The following is a 17,429-nucleotide window of genomic DNA, read 5'->3' as shown; positions in this document are numbered from 1 at the left end:
TGGGAGAGTAGGACACCGCCGAACAATCATTCCGGGAAAGCCCCGCACCACTGGTGCGGGGCTTTTCTGCGTTCCGGGCCCGGAACGGTCCGGAGCCCCCCGCCGGACCCGGTGGACGGGGCCGGCGGGGGCGGGCCGGTCAGAGGCCCGCGGCCTTGGAGAGTTCGAGGTCCAGGGCCTCGCGGCGGATGCGCTGGTCCACGTAGAGGAGGACCGTGACGCCGGCCGCCACGGGGTAGGTGAGGGCGCCGGCGACGACACCGCCGATCCCCATGACGATCAGATAGGTCCAACTCGTCTCGAAGCCCGAAGAGGCGAGGTCCGTGACGTCGACACCGCCGATCGAGAAGGCGATTGCCGTGAACGGGATCGTCAGCAGCACCGTGAACAGCACGATGAGCAGCTGCGTCAGGACCGTGATGCCGAAGACCCGCCACCACGTGCCCCGGACCAGCTTCGCGGAGCGCTTGAGCGCCGCCACGATGCCCTGGCGCTCCAGCATCAGGGCCGGGGACGCCAGGCTGAAGCGGATCAGCAGCCACGTGGAGACCAGAAAGGCCCCCGTACCGCCCAGGAAGGCCAGCAGGACGCCGCCGGCGCCGCCGAGCAGCAGGCCGGGGGCCATGGCGACGACGGCGAGCAGCGCGGCACCGAGCGGCAGGGCCAGGGAGAGCAGCAGCAGCGACGGAAGCCGGGGGCTCGCCTCGCGCCACGCCTCCCCGAGCGTGACCGGACGGCCCAGGACGGCCCGGCTGAGGACGACGGTCAGCATCGCCGCCGTGAAGACCCCCGCGGCGATGCTGATCAGCATGGAGGGGGCGTACGAGACGAAGGAGGCGCGGAGGTAGTCGGATGCCGCCTCCATCTGCTCGGCCGGGCTCGCGTCCGCGTGCAACACCGGCTGCCCGACACCCAGGTGACGCTGGATCGGAACCAGTGCCGCCTGCGTGACCACCGAGACGGAGACCGTGACCGGGAGCACCACGCGCCAGTAGCGGCGCAGGGTCGTGATCGAGGCTTCGAGCATCTCGCCGACGGTCAGCGGACGGAGCGGGATGACGCCCGGCCGGGCCGCCGGCGGAGCCCCGTAACCGTACGGACCGCCGGGGTACGGCGGCGGGGCTCCCCAGCTCTGGCCGGGGGGCGGGGTCGGGCCGGCGGGCGGCCGGTCCGCCGACCACCGGGGGGCGGAGCCGTCCTGGTCGTCGGAAGGAGAGGATCCGGGCGTGTTCCGGCCCGGAGTGTCGTTCACGGTCGTCCACCTCGAAGGGATCGGGTCGCGGTGCCGGTCGGCGAACCGGCTCGGTCACGGCGGCCGTCCACGGTGCGGGCGGCTGGCCGGCTGCCATCGTGTCACGCGGCTCCCCGGCCGCCGCCGGGCCGGGAGCACCTTCCCCGCGGCCCGGACGGGGGCGGAAGGGACGTACCCGACCAGGTGGGTCGGAAGCCCTCCCCGGCGGCTCCCGGGGCCGTGAGGGAACGCTGGAGGGTGAGGTTCTGGCCAGAGGGTGTGGGGCTTTCCATAGGTGGGGGCGGCGGCACGCGGTACGGTTCAGGGCGGTACGGGGGCCACGGGGGTGGGGGCATGACGGGTGTCGAACCCCATGAACACGGTCGGTCACCGCGGATGATCTAGGGCGTCGCCGCAGGTCAGTGAGGTACCTCACCAGCGCCCTCGGGACTGATACGGAAATGGGATGATGTCGATATGAAGGGACGCGTTCTCGTCGTCGACGACGACACCGCACTGGCCGAGATGCTCGGGATCGTGCTGAAGGGTGAAGGGTTCGAGCCGTCGTTCGTCGCGGACGGCGACAAGGCTCTCGCCGCATTCCGGGAGGCCAAGCCGGACCTGGTGCTGCTGGACCTCATGCTGCCCGGACGGGACGGCATCGAGGTGTGCCGGCTCATCAGGGCCGAGTCCGGCGTGCCCATCGTGATGCTCACGGCCAAGAGCGACACCGTGGACGTGGTCGTGGGCCTGGAGTCCGGGGCCGACGACTACATCGTCAAGCCGTTCAAGCCGAAGGAGCTGGTCGCCCGGATCCGGGCGCGGCTGCGGAGGTCCGAGGAGCCCGCGCCGGAGCAGCTCGCCATCGGCGACCTCGTCATCGACGTCGCCGGGCACTCGGTGAAGCGGGACGGGCAGTCCATCGCCCTGACGCCGCTGGAGTTCGACCTGCTGGTGGCGCTCGCGCGCAAGCCGTGGCAGGTGTTCACCCGCGAGGTGCTCCTGGAGCAGGTGTGGGGCTACCGGCACGCGGCCGACACCCGGCTGGTCAACGTGCACGTCCAGCGGCTGCGCTCGAAGGTCGAGAAGGACCCGGAGCGGCCGGAGATCGTGGTGACCGTCCGGGGCGTCGGCTACAAGGCGGGACCGAGCTGATATGAGCACGGGCGGTACTGCTCCGGGGGCCGGGGACACCGAGGTCCGTACGGGGCGGGCTGCCGGACCGGGACGGGGGGGTTCCCGCTCCGGTCGCCCCTGGCGCGGCGGACCGTTCCTCCAGGACGGGACGCCGGGCGGCCGGGTCTTCCGGATCGTGGCCCGGCTGGTGCGCCGGCCGCTGCTGCCGGCGGTCCGGCTGTGGCGGCGGAGCATCCAGCTCCGGATCGTCGCGGGCACGCTCCTGATGTCGCTGGGCGTGGTGCTGCTGCTGGGCCTCGTCGTCGTCGGACAGGTCCGCAACGGCTTCCTCGAAACCAAGGAGAAGGCCGCCCAGAGCCAGGCCGCGGGCGGTTTCTCCGCCGCGCAGGACCGGGCGGCGACCACGCCGTCCGGGCCCGGCCAGGACGGCGTCCGGGCCGGCTCGTCGGTCAACTGGCGCTCCACGCTCGTCGAGCAGCTCGCCAGCGGCGGGCAGAGCGCGTTCAACGTGGTCGCGCTGTCGCTGGACACCGGCGACACCGCCAGCCGGGGCGCCCGCGCCTCCGGCGAGGTCGACCCGGCCCGCTCCGTCCCCGCGGAACTGCGGCACGAGGTGGCGCAGGGCGGCAACACCTTCCAGAAGTTCGGGCGGATCCACTACACCAGCGACAAGCCCTCCGAGCCGGGACTCGTGATCGGCAAGCGGCTCAACGACGCCGAGGGCAAGCAGTACGAGCTCTACTACCTCTTCCCGCTGTCGCAGGAGGAGGACTCCCTCGACCTGGTGAAGCGGACCCTGGCCACCGCCGGGCTGTTCGTGATGGTGCTGCTCGGGGTGATCGCCTGGTTCATGGTCCGGCAGGTCGTCACGCCGGTGCGGATGGCGGCCGGGATCGCCGAGCGGCTCTCCGCCGGCCGGCTCCAGGAGCGCATGAAGGTCACCGGCGAGGACGACATCGCGCGCCTCGGCGAAGCCTTCAACAAGATGGCGCAGAACCTCCAGCTCAAGATCCAGCAGCTGGAGGAGCTGTCGCGGATGCAGCGGCGCTTCGTCTCCGACGTCTCGCACGAACTGCGGACCCCGCTCACCACCGTCCGGATGGCGGCCGACGTCATCCACGAGGCCCGCGTCGACTTCGATCCGGTGACCGCGCGGTCCGCCGAACTCCTCGGCGACCAGCTCGACCGCTTCGAGTCGCTCCTCGCGGACCTGCTGGAGATCAGCCGCTTCGACGCGGGCGCCGCCGCCCTGGAGGCCGAGCCGATCGACCTGCGGCAGGTGGTGCGCCGGGTCATCGGCGGCGCCGAGCCGCTCGCCGAGCGCAAGGGCACCCGGATCGTCGTCCTCGGCGACGAGCAGCCGGTGGTGGCCGAGGCCGACGCCCGCCGGGTCGAGCGCGTGCTGCGCAACCTGGTGGTCAACGCCGTCGAGCACGGCGAGGGCCGGGACGTGGTGGTGAAGCTGGCCGCGGCCGGCGGGGCCGTCGCCGTCGCCGTACGCGACTACGGCGTCGGCCTGAAGCCCGGCGAGGCCACCCGGGTCTTCAACCGCTTCTGGCGGGCCGACCCGGCCCGCGCCCGCACCACCGGCGGGACGGGCCTCGGCCTGTCGATCGCGGTGGAGGACGCCCGGCTGCACGGCGGCTGGCTCCAGGCCTGGGGCGAGCCGGGCGGCGGCTCGCAGTTCCGCCTCACCCTGCCGCGCACGGCCGACGAGCCGCTGCGGGGCTCGCCGATACCGCTGGAGCCCGAGGACTCCCGGCGCAACCGGGAGCAGGCCGGGCGCCCGGCCGTGCTGCCCGGCCAGCAGACGGCCGAGCGGTCCGCGCTGCCCGCCGTGCCGCCCCGGATCCCGGCGCCGCCGACGGCGGCCATCGACCCGGCGGCGCTCCCCGGGAGCGGGGCGCGGGTGGTGGCCCGGACGGCATCGGAGACGGAACGGGACCGGGGCCGTACCCCGGCGGGGAACGCGGAGCGGGAGGACGGCACAGGTGAGCGCTGACGGGCGCCGCGCGAGGGCGGGGCGGGGACGGGGCGGGCGCCTGACGGTGCTCGCCGTCTGCGGCGGGCTGCTCGCGACGGGCTGCGCGACGATGCCGGACAGCGGCGAGGTGCAGGTGGTGCGGGGGGCCGGCGCGGGCGACTCGCAGGTCCGCGTCTACGCGGTCGCGCCCCGGGAGAACGCCGTCCCCGACGAGATCGTCGACGGCTTCCTGGAGGCCATGACCAGCGACGACCCCGGGTTCGCGACCGCCCGCAAGTACCTGACGCGGCAGGCCGCGGAGAGCTGGAAGCCGGAGCAGAGCATCACCGTGCTCGCCACCGCGCCCGACCGCGAGCCGGCCGACCGCAACGCCGACCCGGAGAACCAGGGCCGCGCCTACCCGATCTCCGGGCGGAAGGTCGCGACCGTGGACGCCCGGCACGCCTACCAGCCCAACAGACCGGTGGAGTACGCGCAGGCCATCCACGTCGTGCAGGAGGCCGCGGCCAACGGCAAGGACAAGGAGTGGCGGATCGACAGCCTGCCGCCCGGTCTGGTGCTCGGCGAGGCCGACTTCCTGCGCAACTACCGCTCGGTCAACAAGTACTACTTCGCCTCCGGCGAGGACTGGCTGGTCGCCGACCCGGTCTACATCCGGCAGCGGCAGGACCCGGTCACCCGGATGGATCCGGTGACGCAGACGGTGAAGGCGCTCCTGGAGGGGCCGACGCACTGGCTGCGGCCCGCCGTCGACTCGCCCTTCCCGACCGGTACGGGGCTGAAGCACGGTGTCACCTCGCTGACCACGGACGACCAGTCCACGCTGAAGGTGCCGCTCGACGTGAAGGCCGACCGCTTCGGCGGCGAGGTGTGCCGCCGGCTGGCGGCGCAGCTCCTCGTCACCCTCGGCGACCTGCCCTCCGTCCAGGTCGACCAGGTGGAGCTCCAGGACGTGGAGAACAACGTGGTCTGCCGGCTCGGGAAGGGGCAGGCGGCGGAGTTCGAGGCCGTCCGGGAGACCGGGCGGGAGGAGACCCCGTACTTCCTCGACGAGGCGGGCCGGATGAAGGCGCTCGCCACCAGCGGCAAGGAGGCCGTCCGGCCGGCGGAGGTGCCGGGGCCGCTCGGCAAGGGCACCGTGCCGCTGGGCGCGGTCGCCGTGGCCCGGGGCGAGACCCGAGCCGCGGGCGTCTCCAAGGACGGCGCCGCGCTCTACGTCTCCTCGATCACCACCGAGCAGGAGCCGCTCCCGCCGGTCCTGAAGAGCGCCGCGGCGCCGTCCGCGGCCTCCGAGGACCGGCTCTCGCAGCCCAGCTGGGACGGCCGGGGCGACCTGTGGGTCGCGGACCGGGCGCCGGGGCACCGGCGGCTGTTCGTGGTGCCGGACGGCACCGGGAAGCGGATCGAGGTCCGCACGCCGTGGCTGACGGAGGACACCCGGGTCGAGTCGCTGCGGGTCTCGGCCGACGGGGTGCGGATCGCGCTCCTGATCACCCGGGACGGCCGGACGACGCTCCAGATCGGCCGGATCGAGCGGCAGGACGGCACCGACGAGCAGGTCGTGTCGGTGGTGGACCTCCAGGCGGCGGCGCCGCGCATGGAGTCCGTCTCGGCCGTCTCCTGGGCCGGCCCGAGCCGCCTCGTGGTGGTGGGCCGGGAGGCGGGCGGCGTGCAGCAGATCCGCTACCTCCAGACCGACGGCTCCACCTCCGCGACGCTGGTGCTGCCGGGGCTGAACGGGGTCAACGCGGTGGCCGCGCCGCACAAGGAGACCGAACCGGTCGTCGCCGCGTCGGGGAACGACGGGATCGTGCGGCTGATGCCGGGGGCGAACTGGCAGCCGGTCGTGAAGTCGGGGACGGTACCGGTCTATCCGGGGTAGGGCCCGGGTCCTGACGCGCGGGGAGGCTCGGGCCGGGCCGTTCTCCGGGCCGGCTGCGGGCTGGCTCCGGGTCGGTTCCGGGCCGGTTCCGGGGCTGCTCCGGGCCGTTCTCCGGGTTGTCCACAGGGCGTTGTCCACAGGGGTGGCGGGGGTGCGCGGGGCCGGTCACAGTGGAGCCATGCGGGGTTGGTGGCGGGAGATCTCCGGACTGGTGCTGCCCGTCGCCTGCGAGGGCTGCGGAGAGCCCAGGACCGGGCTGTGCGGGCGGTGCGCGCGGGCGCTGGCCGGGACGGGCGCGGACCGGGTGCGGCCGTCGCCGGAGCCGCCGGGGCTGCCGGTGGTGCACGCGGCCGTGCCGTACGGGGGAGCGGTACGGGAGCTGCTGATCGCCCACAAGGAGCGCGGGGCGCTGGAGCTCGCCGGGCCGCTGGGCGGGGCGCTCGCGGGTGCCGTGGCGGCGGCCGTGCGGGGGCGCGGGGACGGCGGCGCGCTGCTGCTGGTGCCGGTGCCGTCCGCGCGGCGCTCGGTGCGGGCGCGGGGGCACGATCCGACCCGGCGGGTCGCGCGGGCCGCGGCGGCGCGGCTGCGGGGCGCGGGGCGGCCGGCGCGGGTGGTGCCGGTGCTGCGGCAGCGGCGGTACGTGGCGGACCAGGCGGGGCTCGGCGCGCGCGGGCGGCGGGCGAACCTGGCCGGGGCGCTGGAGGTGGTGCCGGGCGGCGCGCGGCTGCTGGCGGCCGGGCGGGTGGTGCTCGTGGACGACCTGATGACCACCGGGGCGTCGCTCGCGGAGGCGGCGCGGGCCCTCGGGGACGTACACCCGCCGTTCACCCGGAGAGCGCCGGTGAGTTTCCGCGGTGATTTCGCGCAGCACGAATTCGAACAGCGGGTGGCGGCTGTAATCGCATCCTCTCCCGCTTCGTTCGAAATAAACCGGAACTCGCGGGGAACTTGCATCGTTGCAGGTGGTGAGAGGTGAAAGCAGCCGAATGGAGGTATGTCGCGCGAGCGGGTGCCGACACCCGTCCGAAGGAGCTATGTTCGGTTGTGAGAGAGGGTGAACACCCGAACTCGAATGCATACGGTTGCGCCTACAGGACAGGAGTTCAGGGCGAATTAACCTCTCGTCGACGGGGTGGCGATCTTGTCGGCTGGGGAGGAGGAGGGCGAAGTCGCCAAGTCCGAGCTCCGGTGAGACCACCGGGGTCTGGTGCAAAGGGAATGCCCGGCCGGCCTAGGAGTCGAGCGGGCGATCCGGGAACGGAGTTCTGCGTGGACATCGTCGTCAAGGGCCGCAAGACCGAGGTGCCCGAGCGGTTCCGCAAGCACGTGGCCGAGAAGCTGAAGCTGGAGAAGATCCAGAAGCTCGACGGCAAGGTGATCAGCCTCGACGTCGAGGTGTCCAAGGAGCACAACCCGCGGCAGGCCGACCGGTCCGACCGCGTGGAGATCACCCTCCACTCCCGAGGCCCGGTCATCCGGGCGGAAGCGTCGGCCGGCGACCCGTACGCGGCCCTCGACCTGGCCAGCGACAAGCTGGAGGCGCGGCTCCGCAAGCAGCACGACAAGCGCTACACCCGCCGGGGCACCGGCCGGCTCTCCGCCGCGGAGGTCGCCGACGTCGTCCCCGGTGTCGCCCAGCTGAACGGCCAGGGCGAACTCGTCGCCGACGAGGCCGACGGCGAGGTGCCCACCACGATGATGGGCTCGATCGAGGTGAAGGGCGAAGGACCGCTGGTGGTGCGCGAGAAGACGCACCAGGCCGCCCCCATGGGCCTCGACCAGGCGCTCTACGAGATGGAGCTGGTCGGCCACGACTTCTACCTCTTCGTCGACGCCGAGACCAAGCAGCCGAGCGTCGTCTACCGGCGCCACGCCTACGACTACGGCGTCATCCACCTGGAGAACGACCCGCTCGCCGAGAACAGCGGCGGCGCGGGCGGTGCGCTCGGCGGCTGACCCGTCGAACGGCTGACCGGCGGCCCGGCTCCGGCCGGGCCGTCCGCCCGCCGTGCCGCACTCGGCACGGTGGCGCGCGTGCCCGTCGCGACGGCGCGCGCCCGCCCGTCCCGTGCGCCCCACCCGGTGCCCCTGGAGCGCTCCCCGCGCCCCCAGGGGCACCCTCGCGCGCCCTCGGTGACACCCCGTCGACGCCGGGGCATGAAATCATGGCCCGCACGCCAACCAGTGCTTCTCGGGCACCGGTTGGAGGACCGGAAACGAATTCAGGCCACGGCCTTCAGGGGGCGACACGATGGCAGACAGCTTCGGCCCGGTGCTCAGCGGGCACGAGCGCGCCGCGCTCGCGCGGGAGGGTGCTCCGAAGGGATCGGAATCGGCCGAAGAGGTCTTCCGCAAGGAGCCGATCAGGGTCCTGGTCGTGGACGACCACGCCCTTTTCCGGCGGGGCCTGGAGATCGTTCTCGCGCAGGAGGAGGACATCCAGGTCGTCGGCGAGGCCGGGGACGGCGCGGAGGCCGTCGACAAGGCGGCGGACCTCCTGCCGGACATCGTCCTGATGGACGTGCGGATGCCCCGGCGCGGCGGCATCGAGGCGTGCACCTCCATCAAGGAGGTCGCCCCCAGCGCGAAGATCATCATGCTGACGATCAGCGACGAGGAGGCCGACCTCTACGACGCCATCAAGGCGGGCGCGACCGGCTACCTCCTCAAGGAGATCTCCACCGACGAGGTGGCGACCGCGATCCGGGCCGTCGCCGACGGCCAGTCCCAGATCAGCCCCTCGATGGCCTCCAAGCTGCTCACCGAGTTCAAGTCGATGATCCAGCGCACCGACGAGCGCCGGCTCGTCCCGGCGCCCCGGCTCACCGACCGCGAGCTGGAGGTCCTCAAGCTGGTCGCCACCGGGATGAACAACCGCGACATCGCCAAGGAGCTGTTCATCTCCGAGAACACGGTGAAGAACCACGTGCGCAACATCCTGGAGAAGCTCCAGCTGCACTCCCGCATGGAGGCCGTGGTCTACGCGATGCGGGAGAAGATCCTGGAGATCCGCTAGGCCCTGTCCGGCGGATCTTCGCGGGCCCGCGACGCCTGGCACGTCCTCTCGCCGCACGCCCGGACCGCCCGAGTACGTCCAGTACGAGGGCGACCCGGGCGCACGCCGAGAGCACGCACCAGACGCCGCGGGCTGATCCACGAAGATCCGCCGGACAGGGCCTAGCCGCAGGGACGGGAGGGGGCCGTACGGGCCCCGGGGGAGCCGCCGGCGGGAGGGGCCCGCCGGCGGGCCGGGCGTCAGGCGGTCAGGGCCGCCGTCAGCGGCGCGGCCAGCTCCGGCGGGTCCATCCGCTCCACCCGTACCGCGTCGCAGCCCACCCAGGACGCGGCCTCCCGCAGGGCGCGGGCGATCGCCGGGACCGCCTTCGGGCCCTCGGCGGACACCTGCCGGGCCACCAGGGTCCGGCCCTCGCGCGCCGGATCGACCCGGCCCACCAGCCGGCCGCCGGACAGCACCGGCATCGCGAAGTAGCCGTGCACCCGCTTCGGCTTCGGCACGTACGCCTCCAGGCGGTGGGTGAAGCCGAAGATCCGCTCCGTGCGGGGCCGCTCCCAGATCAGCGAGTCGAAGGGGGAGAGCAGCGTCGTGCGGTGCCGCCCGCGCGGCTCCTCGGCCAGCGCCGCCGGGTCCGCCCAGGCCGGCTTCCCCCAGCCCGCCACCGTCACCGGCACCAGGCCCGAGTCCGCCACCACCGCGTCGAACTGCTCCTTCTTGAGCCGGTGGTAGTCGGCGATGTCCGAGCGGGTGCCGACGCCGAGCGCCTCGCCCGCCTGCCGCACCAGCCGCCGCACGCACTCCGCGTCGTCCAGGCCGTCGCCGAGCAGCGCGTCCGGCACGGCCCGCTCCGCCAGGTCGTACACCCGCTTCCAGCCGCGCCGCTCGACGACCACGACCTCGCCGTGCATCAGCGCCCGCTCCACCGCGATCTTGGTGTCGGACCAGTCCCACCACTCGCCCTTGTTCTTCGCGCCGCCCAGCTCGGTCGCGGTGCGCGGGCCCTCCGCCCGCAGCTGGTCGATCACCTTCCCGTACGCCCCCGGCGACAGCTGGTGGCCCCAGTGCGGGCGGTCGCGGTAGGCGCGGCGGCGGAAGGCGAAGAGGGGCCACTCCTCGATCGGCAGGACGCAGGCGGCGTGCGACCAGTACTCGAAGGCGTGGCCGCCCGACCAGTACGCCTCCTCCACCGCCGGCCGGCCGACCGCGCCCAGCCGGGCGTACGGGATCAGCTCGTGCGAGCGGGCCAGCACCGAGATGGTGTCCAGCTGCACCTGGCCGAGGTGACGGAGTACGCCCCGCACCCCGCCCCTGCGGTCGGGGGCGCCGAGGAACCCCTGGGCGCGCAGGACGATCCGGCGGGCCTCGTCGGCGGAGAGCTCGGCGACGGGCTGCGGGGCGGACATCGGGGCGGGCGTCTGCGCGGTCGTCATGCGCAAACCCTAGGCCCCGGGACCGACAGGGCCGGGGGTTTCACGGACGGGGGTCCCGGGGGGCCACGGCGGGCGGGGCCTCGCGGGGCGGGAGGTAGGGCACCGGGCTCGGCAGGCCGAAGTCGGAGGGGAGCAGCGAGGCGACCCAGGCGTCCCGGAGGGTGCCGTTGTGCAGCAGGCCCGCCCGCTGGACGCCCTCGACGGCGAAGCCGGCCCGCTCGGCGACCGCGCGCGAGGCGGTGTTGCCGATCTCGGCGCGCCAGACCAGCCGGACGCAGCCGAGGCCGGTGAAGGCCCAGTGGGCGACCGCCCGGACCACCTCGGTCATGTGGCCCCGGCCGCGGGCCTCCGGGGCCAGCCAGAAGCCGACCTCCCAGACGCCCGGTCCCCGGTTGTGCAGGCCGACGGCGCCGAACAGCGGACCGCCCTCCAGCGGCTCGACGGCGAAGGCGTAGTCGGTGTCGTCGCGCCAGCCGTCCGGCACGATCCGGTTCAGGAAGAAGACGGCGTCCTCGCGGCCGTACGGATCCGGCACCGTCGTCCAGCGGCGGACGGCCGGGTCCTGGCAGTGCGCGTACACGAGGTCCTCGTCCTCGGGGACGAAGGCGCGCAGCCGGAGGCGTTCGGTGGTGAGGGTGATGGGCTCCATGCCCGGATTGTGGTGAGCCGGGCGGTCGGAAGCGAACACTTTTCGGAAGGGGGCGGCACCTTCCGGCCGCCTCGGGCGTTCTCCATTGCGGGACGACGTGCGGTGGTGGGCCTGCGGGCCTCCCTCCGTGAGGGTGGTCTCGCTTACGATGGCCGTTGCGGTGGGGACCACCTGCCGTGCCGGCGCTCGCGTCCGTGACAAGACCCAGTGCCAGGCCCGACCGGCAAGGAGACCAGCCTCAGTGTCCGTCTTCAACAAGCTCATGCGTGCAGGCGAAGGCAAGATCCTGCGCAAACTGCACCGCATCGCGGACCAGGTCAACTCCATCGAAGAGGACTTCACCCACCTCTCCGACGCCGACCTGCGGGCCCTCACGGACGAGTACAAGCAGCGGTACGCCGACGGCGAGAGCCTCGACGACCTGCTCCCGGAGGCGTTCGCCACCGTCCGCGAGGCGGCCAAGCGCGTCCTCGGCCAGCGCCACTACGACGTCCAGATCATGGGCGGCGCCGCGCTGCACCTCGGCTACGTCGCCGAGATGAAGACCGGTGAGGGCAAGACCCTCGTCGGCACCCTCCCGGCGTACCTCAACGCGCTCTCCGGCAAGGGCGTCCACCTGATCACGGTCAACGACTACCTGGCCGAGCGCGACTCCGAACTGATGGGCCGGGTGCACAAGTTCCTGGGCCTCCAGGTCGGCTGCATCCTGGCGAACATGACGCCGGCGCAGCGCCGCGAGCAGTACGCCTGCGACATCACCTACGGCACGAACAACGAGTTCGGCTTCGACTACCTCCGCGACAACATGGCGTGGTCGCAGGACGAGCTGGTCCAGCGCGGCCACAACTACGCCTGCGTCGACGAGGTCGACTCCATCCTCGTCGACGAGGCCCGTACGCCGCTGATCATCTCCGGCCCGGCCGACCAGGCCACCAAGTGGTACGGCGACTTCGCCAAGCTGGTGACCCGCCTCACCAAGGGCGAGCCCGGCAACCCGCTGAAGGGCATCGAGGAGACCGGCGACTACGAGGTCGACGAGAAGAAGCGCACCGTCGCCATCCACGAGGCGGGCGTCGCCAAGGTCGAGGACTGGCTCGGCATCGACAACCTCTACGAGTCGGTGAACACCCCGCTCGTCGGCTACCTGAACAACGCCATCAAGGCGAAGGAACTGTTCAAGAAGGACAAGGACTACGTCGTCATCGACGGCGAGGTCATGATCGTCGACGAGCACACCGGCCGCATCCTCGCCGGCCGCCGCTACAACGAGGGCATGCACCAGGCCATCGAGGCCAAGGAGGGCGTGCCGATCAAGGACGAGAACCAGACCCTCGCCACGATCACCCTCCAGAACTTCTTCCGCCTCTACGACAAGCTCTCCGGCATGACCGGTACGGCCATGACCGAGGCGGCCGAGTTCCACCAGATCTACAAGCTCGGCGTCGTCCCGATCCCGACGAACAAGCCGATGCAGCGCAAGGACCAGTCCGACCTCATCTACCGGACCGAGGTCGCCAAGTTCGCCGCCGTCGTCGACGACATCGCCGAGAAGCACGAGAAGGGCCAGCCGGTCCTCGTCGGCACCACCTCCGTCGAGAAGTCCGAGTACCTCTCGCAGCAGCTCTCCAAGCGCGGCGTCCCGCACGAGGTGCTCAACGCCAAGCACCACGAGCGCGAGGCCAGCATCGTCGCCCAGGCCGGCCGCCGGGGCGCCGTCACCGTCGCCACCAACATGGCCGGACGAGGCACCGACATCAAGCTCGGCGGCAACCCGGACGACCTCGCCGAGGCCGAGCTGCGCCAGGCCGGGCTGGACCCGGTCGAGCACGTCGAGGAGTGGGCCGCGGCCCTGCCCGGCGCCATGGAGCGCGCCGAGAAGGCCGTGAAGGCGGAGTTCGAGGAGGTCAAGGACCTCGGCGGGCTGTACGTGCTGGGCACCGAGCGGCACGAGTCGCGCCGCATCGACAACCAGCTGCGCGGTCGTTCCGGCCGTCAGGGCGACCCGGGCGAGTCCCGCTTCTACCTGTCGCTGGGCGACGACCTGATGCGCCTCTTCAAGGCCCAGATGGTCGAGCGCGTCATGGCCATGGCCAATGTGCCGGACGACGTGCCGATCGAGAACAAGATGGTCACCCGCGCCATCGCCTCCGCCCAGTCGCAGGTCGAGACCCAGAACTTCGAGACCCGCAAGAACGTCCTCAAGTACGACGAGGTCCTCAACCGGCAGCGCGAGGTCATCTACGGCGAGCGCCGCCGCGTCCTGGAGGGCGAGGACCTGCACGAGCAGATCCGCCACTTCATGGACGACACCATCGACGACTACATCCGCCAGGAGACCGCCGAGGGCTTCGCGGAGGAGTGGGACCTCGACCGGCTGTGGGGCGCCTTCAAGCAGCTCTACCCGGTGAAGGTCACCGTCGAGGAGCTGGAGGACGCGGCGGGCGACCGCGCGGGCATCACCGCCGAGTTCATCGCCGAGTCCATCAAGGACGACATCCACGCCCAGTACGAGGCGCGCGAGGCGCAGCTCGGCTCGGAGATCATGCGCGAGCTGGAGCGCCGGGTCGTCCTCTCCGTCCTCGACCGCAAGTGGCGCGAGCACCTCTACGAGATGGACTACCTCCAGGAGGGCATCGGCCTGCGCGCCATGGCGCAGAAGGACCCGCTGGTCGAGTACCAGCGCGAGGGCTTCGACATGTTCACCGCCATGATGGAGGGCATCAAGGAGGAGTCCGTCGGCTACCTGTTCAACCTGGAGGTCCAGGTCGAGCAGCAGGTCGAGGAGGTCCCGGTGCAGGCGGGCGCGCCGTCCCTGGACAAGGACGACGCCGTGCCGGCGGGCGGCCGTCCGGAGATCCGCGCCAAGGGCCTCGACGCGCCGCAGCGGCCGGACCGGCTGCACTTCTCCGCGCCGAGCGTGGACGGCGACGGCGGGGTCGTCGAGGGCGACTTCTCCAACGGGGACGACGCCGGTGACGGGATGACGCGGGCCGAGCGCCGCAAGGCGCAGAAGAACGCGGGCGGACGCCGCCGCAAGAAGTGACCTGAGGCACCGGAAGGGCCCCGCCGCACACGCGGCGGGGCCCTTCGTCACGTCCCGGCCCCGGCGTCCGGGCCTGCGGTCAGCCGGCCGAGGCCGTCCAGCTCCACGGCGGCGCACCGCCAGCGGTGGTCGGTGCCGCGCTCCAGGCGGAACGCGAGCGCGCGGACGCGGGTGCCGGTGGCGAGCGAGGCGAAGACCTCCAGGACCGTGTCGCCGGCGTGCGGCTGCGCGGCGCACCGGCGCAGCACGGGACGCGGACCGAGCCCGCGCGGCGGCGGTGTCCTCGGCGCGAGCCGGACGAGCTGGTCGTACGCCTCCCCGACGGTGTGCCCGAGCATCGAGTGCACCGGCCGCTCCCCGCTGAGGACGGCGAGCAGCCGCTCGGCGAACGCGGTGTGCGCGGGCAGCGCCCGGCGCGCCGCCGCCCCGGGGCACCCCCGCCCCTGGGCGGGGACGGTGGCCCGGTCGCCGTGCCCGCCCGCGTGACGGCCCCCGCGACCGTCACCCGGGCGCGGCGCGGCCGTGCGGGGCAGGGGGACGCCGGGTCCGGCCGCCGCGCGGCCCCCGGCCCTCCGGGCGGTGGCCTCGACGGCGGCGGCCCGGACGGAGGCGGCGGCCCGGACGGCGGTGCCGGCGTGCGGGACGGGGGTGGAGCGCGGGGCGATAGCGGCGTTCGGGACGGCGGTGGCGTGTGGGGCGGTGGGGTGCGCGGTGGGGTCGGGAGCGGGGGGCTTCGGGACGGTGCGGGGCATGGGGATCCCTTCGACGGTCGTCATGTCGTCGTACTGGCCGGTAACTTCCGGTGGGGATCTTGTACTGGCGGGCTCGGAGCGGCCGCAAGAGCGGAACGTGTCCACCTGGATACGGTGGGTGATTCACCTATCAGGGGGGTGGGGGGTACCGGGTGGACGCCTCCGGGGGAGGGGGCCGGACGTATCCTGAGGGCGTCCCCGACTACGAAAGCGGCAGCCATGCGCGTGTACGTCCCCCTGACCCTCTCCGGTCTCGCACAGGCGCACAAGACGGGCGAGCTGGGCCCCGGCCCGCTGACCGCCTACGCCGTCACCCCGGCGCTGCGCGAGTGGTACGTCTCCGACGACATCGAGGAGCTGGAGTACGCGGCGCTCAGCCGCGCCGCCGCCGCCTCCCTGCGGCTCGTCGCCGGTGACCCCGGCGCCGCCCGCCGCCGGGTCGTCGTCGCGGCCGACGTCGCCGACAAGGACGCCTCCGCCGACCCCGACCGGGGCCTGGACGCCGCCTCCGTCGGCGAGGTCCGCCTCGCCGGGCCCGTACCGCTGGCCAAGGCCGCCGCCGTGCACGCCGACGCGGACGATGCCGAGGCCGACGTGACCGCCGCCGCGGCCGCCCTCGGCGCCGCCGATCTGGGGGACGACGACGCCCAGTTCGTCGTGGACGGCGCCGAGGACCACGAGCTCCTCTGGTTCGGGGTCCAGGAGATCCCCTCCCTGCTCGGCTGAGCGGGCCGGTACCGTCCTCCCATCGGGAAGCACCTGGGGAGTGACGTGGGAGAACAGCACATGGGGAAGCATCTGGTCTGGGACTGGAACGGCACCCTGCTCGACGACATCGCCGCCGTCATCGGCGCCACCAACGCGGCCTTCGCCGAGCTGGGGCTCGCGCCGATCACGCTGGAGCGCTACCGGGAGCTGTACACCGTTCCCGTACCGAGGTTCTACGAGCGGATGATGGGCCGGCTGCCCACCGACGCCGAATGGACCCGGATGGACGGGGTCTTCCACCGCCACTACTGGGAGCGGGCCGAGGGCTGCGGGCTGACCGCGGGCGCCGCCGAGCTGCTCGCCGCGCGCCAGGGCTCCGGCTTCACGCAGTCGCTGCTCTCGCTGGCGCCGCACGAGGAGCTGGTGCCGCTGGTCCGGCGGCACGGCATAGCCGAGCGGTTCGTCCGGGTCGACGGGCGGACCGACCGGTCCACCGACGGCAAGTCCGGGAACATGGTCCGCCACCTCGCCGCGCTCTCGGTGCCCGCCGAGCGGGTCGTCGTCATCGGCGACGCCGCCGACGACGCCGTGGCGGCGGCGCACGTCGGGGCGAAGGCCGTGCTGTTCACCGGCGGCTCGCACAGCCGGGCCTCGCTGGAGCGGGTCGGCGTGCCGGTGGTCGACTCCCTGGAGGAGGCCGTGGCCGTGGCGGAGGGGCTGGTCTGAGGGACACCGGCGATACGGCCCGGACCCGAGGGCCCGGAGCCGTACCGCCGCGCGGACCCTGAGGCTCGGAGCCGTACCGCCGTGAACCCGGAGGGCTCGGAGCCGTACCGCCGCGCATGGGCGGGTCCGGAGCCGTACCGCCGTGTCCTGCTTCTTCGGCGGGTTCAGCCTCGGGCGCGCAGGACCTTCAGGAACTCGCGCATCCAGGCCGGGTGGTCCGGCCAGGCGCGGGACGAGACCAGGGTGCCGTCGACCACCGCCGCCGTGTCCTGGAAGTCCGCGCCCGCCGCCTGCATGTCCGGTTCGAGCTCCGGGTACGCGGTCACCCGCCGGCCCTCCAGACCGCCCGCCGCCGCCGTCAGCAGCGGACCGTGGCAGATCTGCGCCACCGGCTTGTCCGCGTCGAAGAACGCCTTGAGGATCTTGCGCAGCTCCAGGTTGTTGCGCAGGTACTCCGGTGCCCGGCCGCCCGGGATCACCACCGCCGCGTAGGCGCCCGGGTCGACCTCGGAGAAGGCGAGGTCGGCGGGCCAGGTGTAGCCGGGCTTCTCCGTGTACGTGTCGTACCCCGGTTCGAAGTCGTGGACCACGAATCGCAACTGCTTGCGGGACGGGGCCGCGATGTCGACCTCGTACCCTTCTTCGAGGAGACGCTGGTACGGGTAGAGCACCTCCAGCGATTCCGCCGCGTCCCCTGTCACGATCAAGATCTTCGCCATGCTTCTCCCTGCTCGGAGCCGGTCCGTCCGTCGTCGTGCACGCGTCCACGCTGCGTCGATCCGCGCGATCCGCCCATAGGGCATGTGTCGCTGTCCAGAGTGTCAAACTTCCCGCCCCTGTTTTGTACACATACGGCTCATGACGGGCCGGG

13 protein-coding genes and 1 pseudogene are annotated in these 17,429 nt (G+C 73.0%); 9 read left to right on the top strand and 5 right to left on the bottom strand.

The genetic code is table 11. The features are described 5' to 3' along the window. Positions 1 to 139 precede the first annotated feature (139 nt). On the bottom strand, positions 140 to 1,252 hold the full coding sequence (locus IE219_RS06190; protein WP_189975480.1) for a hypothetical protein: 1,113 nt from the start codon (positions 1,250 to 1,252) through the stop codon (positions 140 to 142). A gap of 456 nt (positions 1,253 to 1,708) precedes the next feature. Between IE219_RS06190 and mtrA the strand changes: the two genes are divergently transcribed. The 6 genes and pseudogenes from mtrA to IE219_RS06160 all read left to right on the top strand — a co-directional run. Next, positions 1,709 to 2,386, top strand: coding sequence for a two-component system response regulator MtrA (gene mtrA / locus IE219_RS06185; RefSeq protein WP_189975479.1), 678 nt, complete (start codon positions 1,709 to 1,711; stop codon positions 2,384 to 2,386). Between the two features lies 1 nt (position 2,387). Then, a complete protein-coding gene (mtrB, locus tag IE219_RS06180; RefSeq protein ID WP_189975478.1) occupies positions 2,388 to 4,370 on the top strand; it encodes an MtrAB system histidine kinase MtrB in 1,983 nt (660 codons plus the stop codon). Further along, the gene (locus tag IE219_RS06175) at positions 4,360 to 6,234 is read left to right on the top strand and encodes an LpqB family beta-propeller domain-containing protein (RefSeq protein ID WP_373298773.1); all 1,875 of its coding nucleotides are present in this window, start codon (positions 4,360 to 4,362) and stop codon (positions 6,232 to 6,234) included. The genes mtrB and IE219_RS06175 overlap by 11 nt, the downstream gene beginning before the upstream one ends. A gap of 178 nt (positions 6,235 to 6,412) precedes the next feature. Beyond that, the gene (locus IE219_RS06170) at positions 6,413 to 7,210 is read left to right on the top strand and encodes a ComF family protein (protein ID WP_189975477.1); all 798 of its coding nucleotides are present in this window, start codon (positions 6,413 to 6,415) and stop codon (positions 7,208 to 7,210) included. Positions 7,211 to 7,503: 293 nt separating this feature from the next. Next, positions 7,504 to 8,190: a ribosome hibernation-promoting factor, HPF/YfiA family gene (gene hpf, locus IE219_RS06165; protein WP_373298772.1), complete on the top strand. Its 687-nt coding sequence runs from the start codon at positions 7,504 to 7,506 to the stop codon at positions 8,188 to 8,190. Positions 8,191 to 8,584: 394 nt separating this feature from the next. Continuing rightward, a pseudogene (locus IE219_RS06160) lies at positions 8,585 to 9,250 on the top strand (response regulator); the annotation flags it as partial. Positions 9,251 to 9,489: 239 nt separating this feature from the next. On the opposite strand, the gene IE219_RS06155 reads toward IE219_RS06160, so the two are convergent. Both IE219_RS06155 and IE219_RS06150 read right to left on the bottom strand, forming a co-directional pair. Then, positions 9,490 to 10,680 (bottom strand): winged helix-turn-helix domain-containing protein, encoded by a 1,191-nt coding sequence (locus IE219_RS06155; RefSeq protein ID WP_229849608.1) that lies wholly within the window; start codon positions 10,678 to 10,680, stop codon positions 9,490 to 9,492. A gap of 40 nt (positions 10,681 to 10,720) precedes the next feature. Continuing rightward, a complete protein-coding gene (locus IE219_RS06150) occupies positions 10,721 to 11,329 on the bottom strand; it encodes a GNAT family N-acetyltransferase (RefSeq protein ID WP_189975474.1) in 609 nt (202 codons plus the stop codon). A gap of 241 nt (positions 11,330 to 11,570) precedes the next feature. Here IE219_RS06150 and secA point away from each other — a divergent pair, with 241 nt between their 5' ends. Beyond that, positions 11,571 to 14,372: a preprotein translocase subunit SecA gene (gene secA, locus IE219_RS06145; RefSeq protein WP_189975473.1), complete on the top strand. Its 2,802-nt coding sequence runs from the start codon at positions 11,571 to 11,573 to the stop codon at positions 14,370 to 14,372. A gap of 47 nt (positions 14,373 to 14,419) precedes the next feature. Here secA and IE219_RS32525 read toward each other — a convergent pair whose 3' ends face one another. Next, positions 14,420 to 15,148: an Rv3235 family protein gene (locus tag IE219_RS32525; RefSeq protein WP_373298771.1), complete on the bottom strand. Its 729-nt coding sequence runs from the start codon at positions 15,146 to 15,148 to the stop codon at positions 14,420 to 14,422. 195 nt (positions 15,149 to 15,343) lie between these two features. Between IE219_RS32525 and IE219_RS06135 the strand changes: the two genes are divergently transcribed. After that, a complete protein-coding gene (locus IE219_RS06135; RefSeq protein ID WP_189975472.1) occupies positions 15,344 to 15,850 on the top strand; it encodes a DUF6912 family protein in 507 nt (168 codons plus the stop codon). Positions 15,851 to 15,910: 60 nt separating this feature from the next. Beyond that, positions 15,911 to 16,558 (top strand): HAD family hydrolase, encoded by a 648-nt coding sequence (locus IE219_RS06130; protein ID WP_189975471.1) that lies wholly within the window; start codon positions 15,911 to 15,913, stop codon positions 16,556 to 16,558. A 164-nt stretch (positions 16,559 to 16,722) separates the two neighbouring features. Here IE219_RS06130 and IE219_RS06125 read toward each other — a convergent pair whose 3' ends face one another. Further along, complete coding sequence (locus tag IE219_RS06125; protein WP_189975470.1) at positions 16,723 to 17,277, bottom strand: DJ-1/PfpI family protein; 555 nt, start codon at positions 17,275 to 17,277, stop codon at positions 16,723 to 16,725. Between the last annotated feature and the right edge of the window lie 152 nt (positions 17,278 to 17,429).

It is taken from the genome of Streptomyces termitum (genome assembly GCF_014650175.1).
Lineage (GTDB): Bacteria > Actinomycetota > Actinomycetes > Streptomycetales > Streptomycetaceae > Streptomyces > Streptomyces termitum.
The sequence above is the reverse complement of the archived record's forward strand: the minus strand, read 5'-3'. Positions and strand labels throughout refer to the sequence as shown.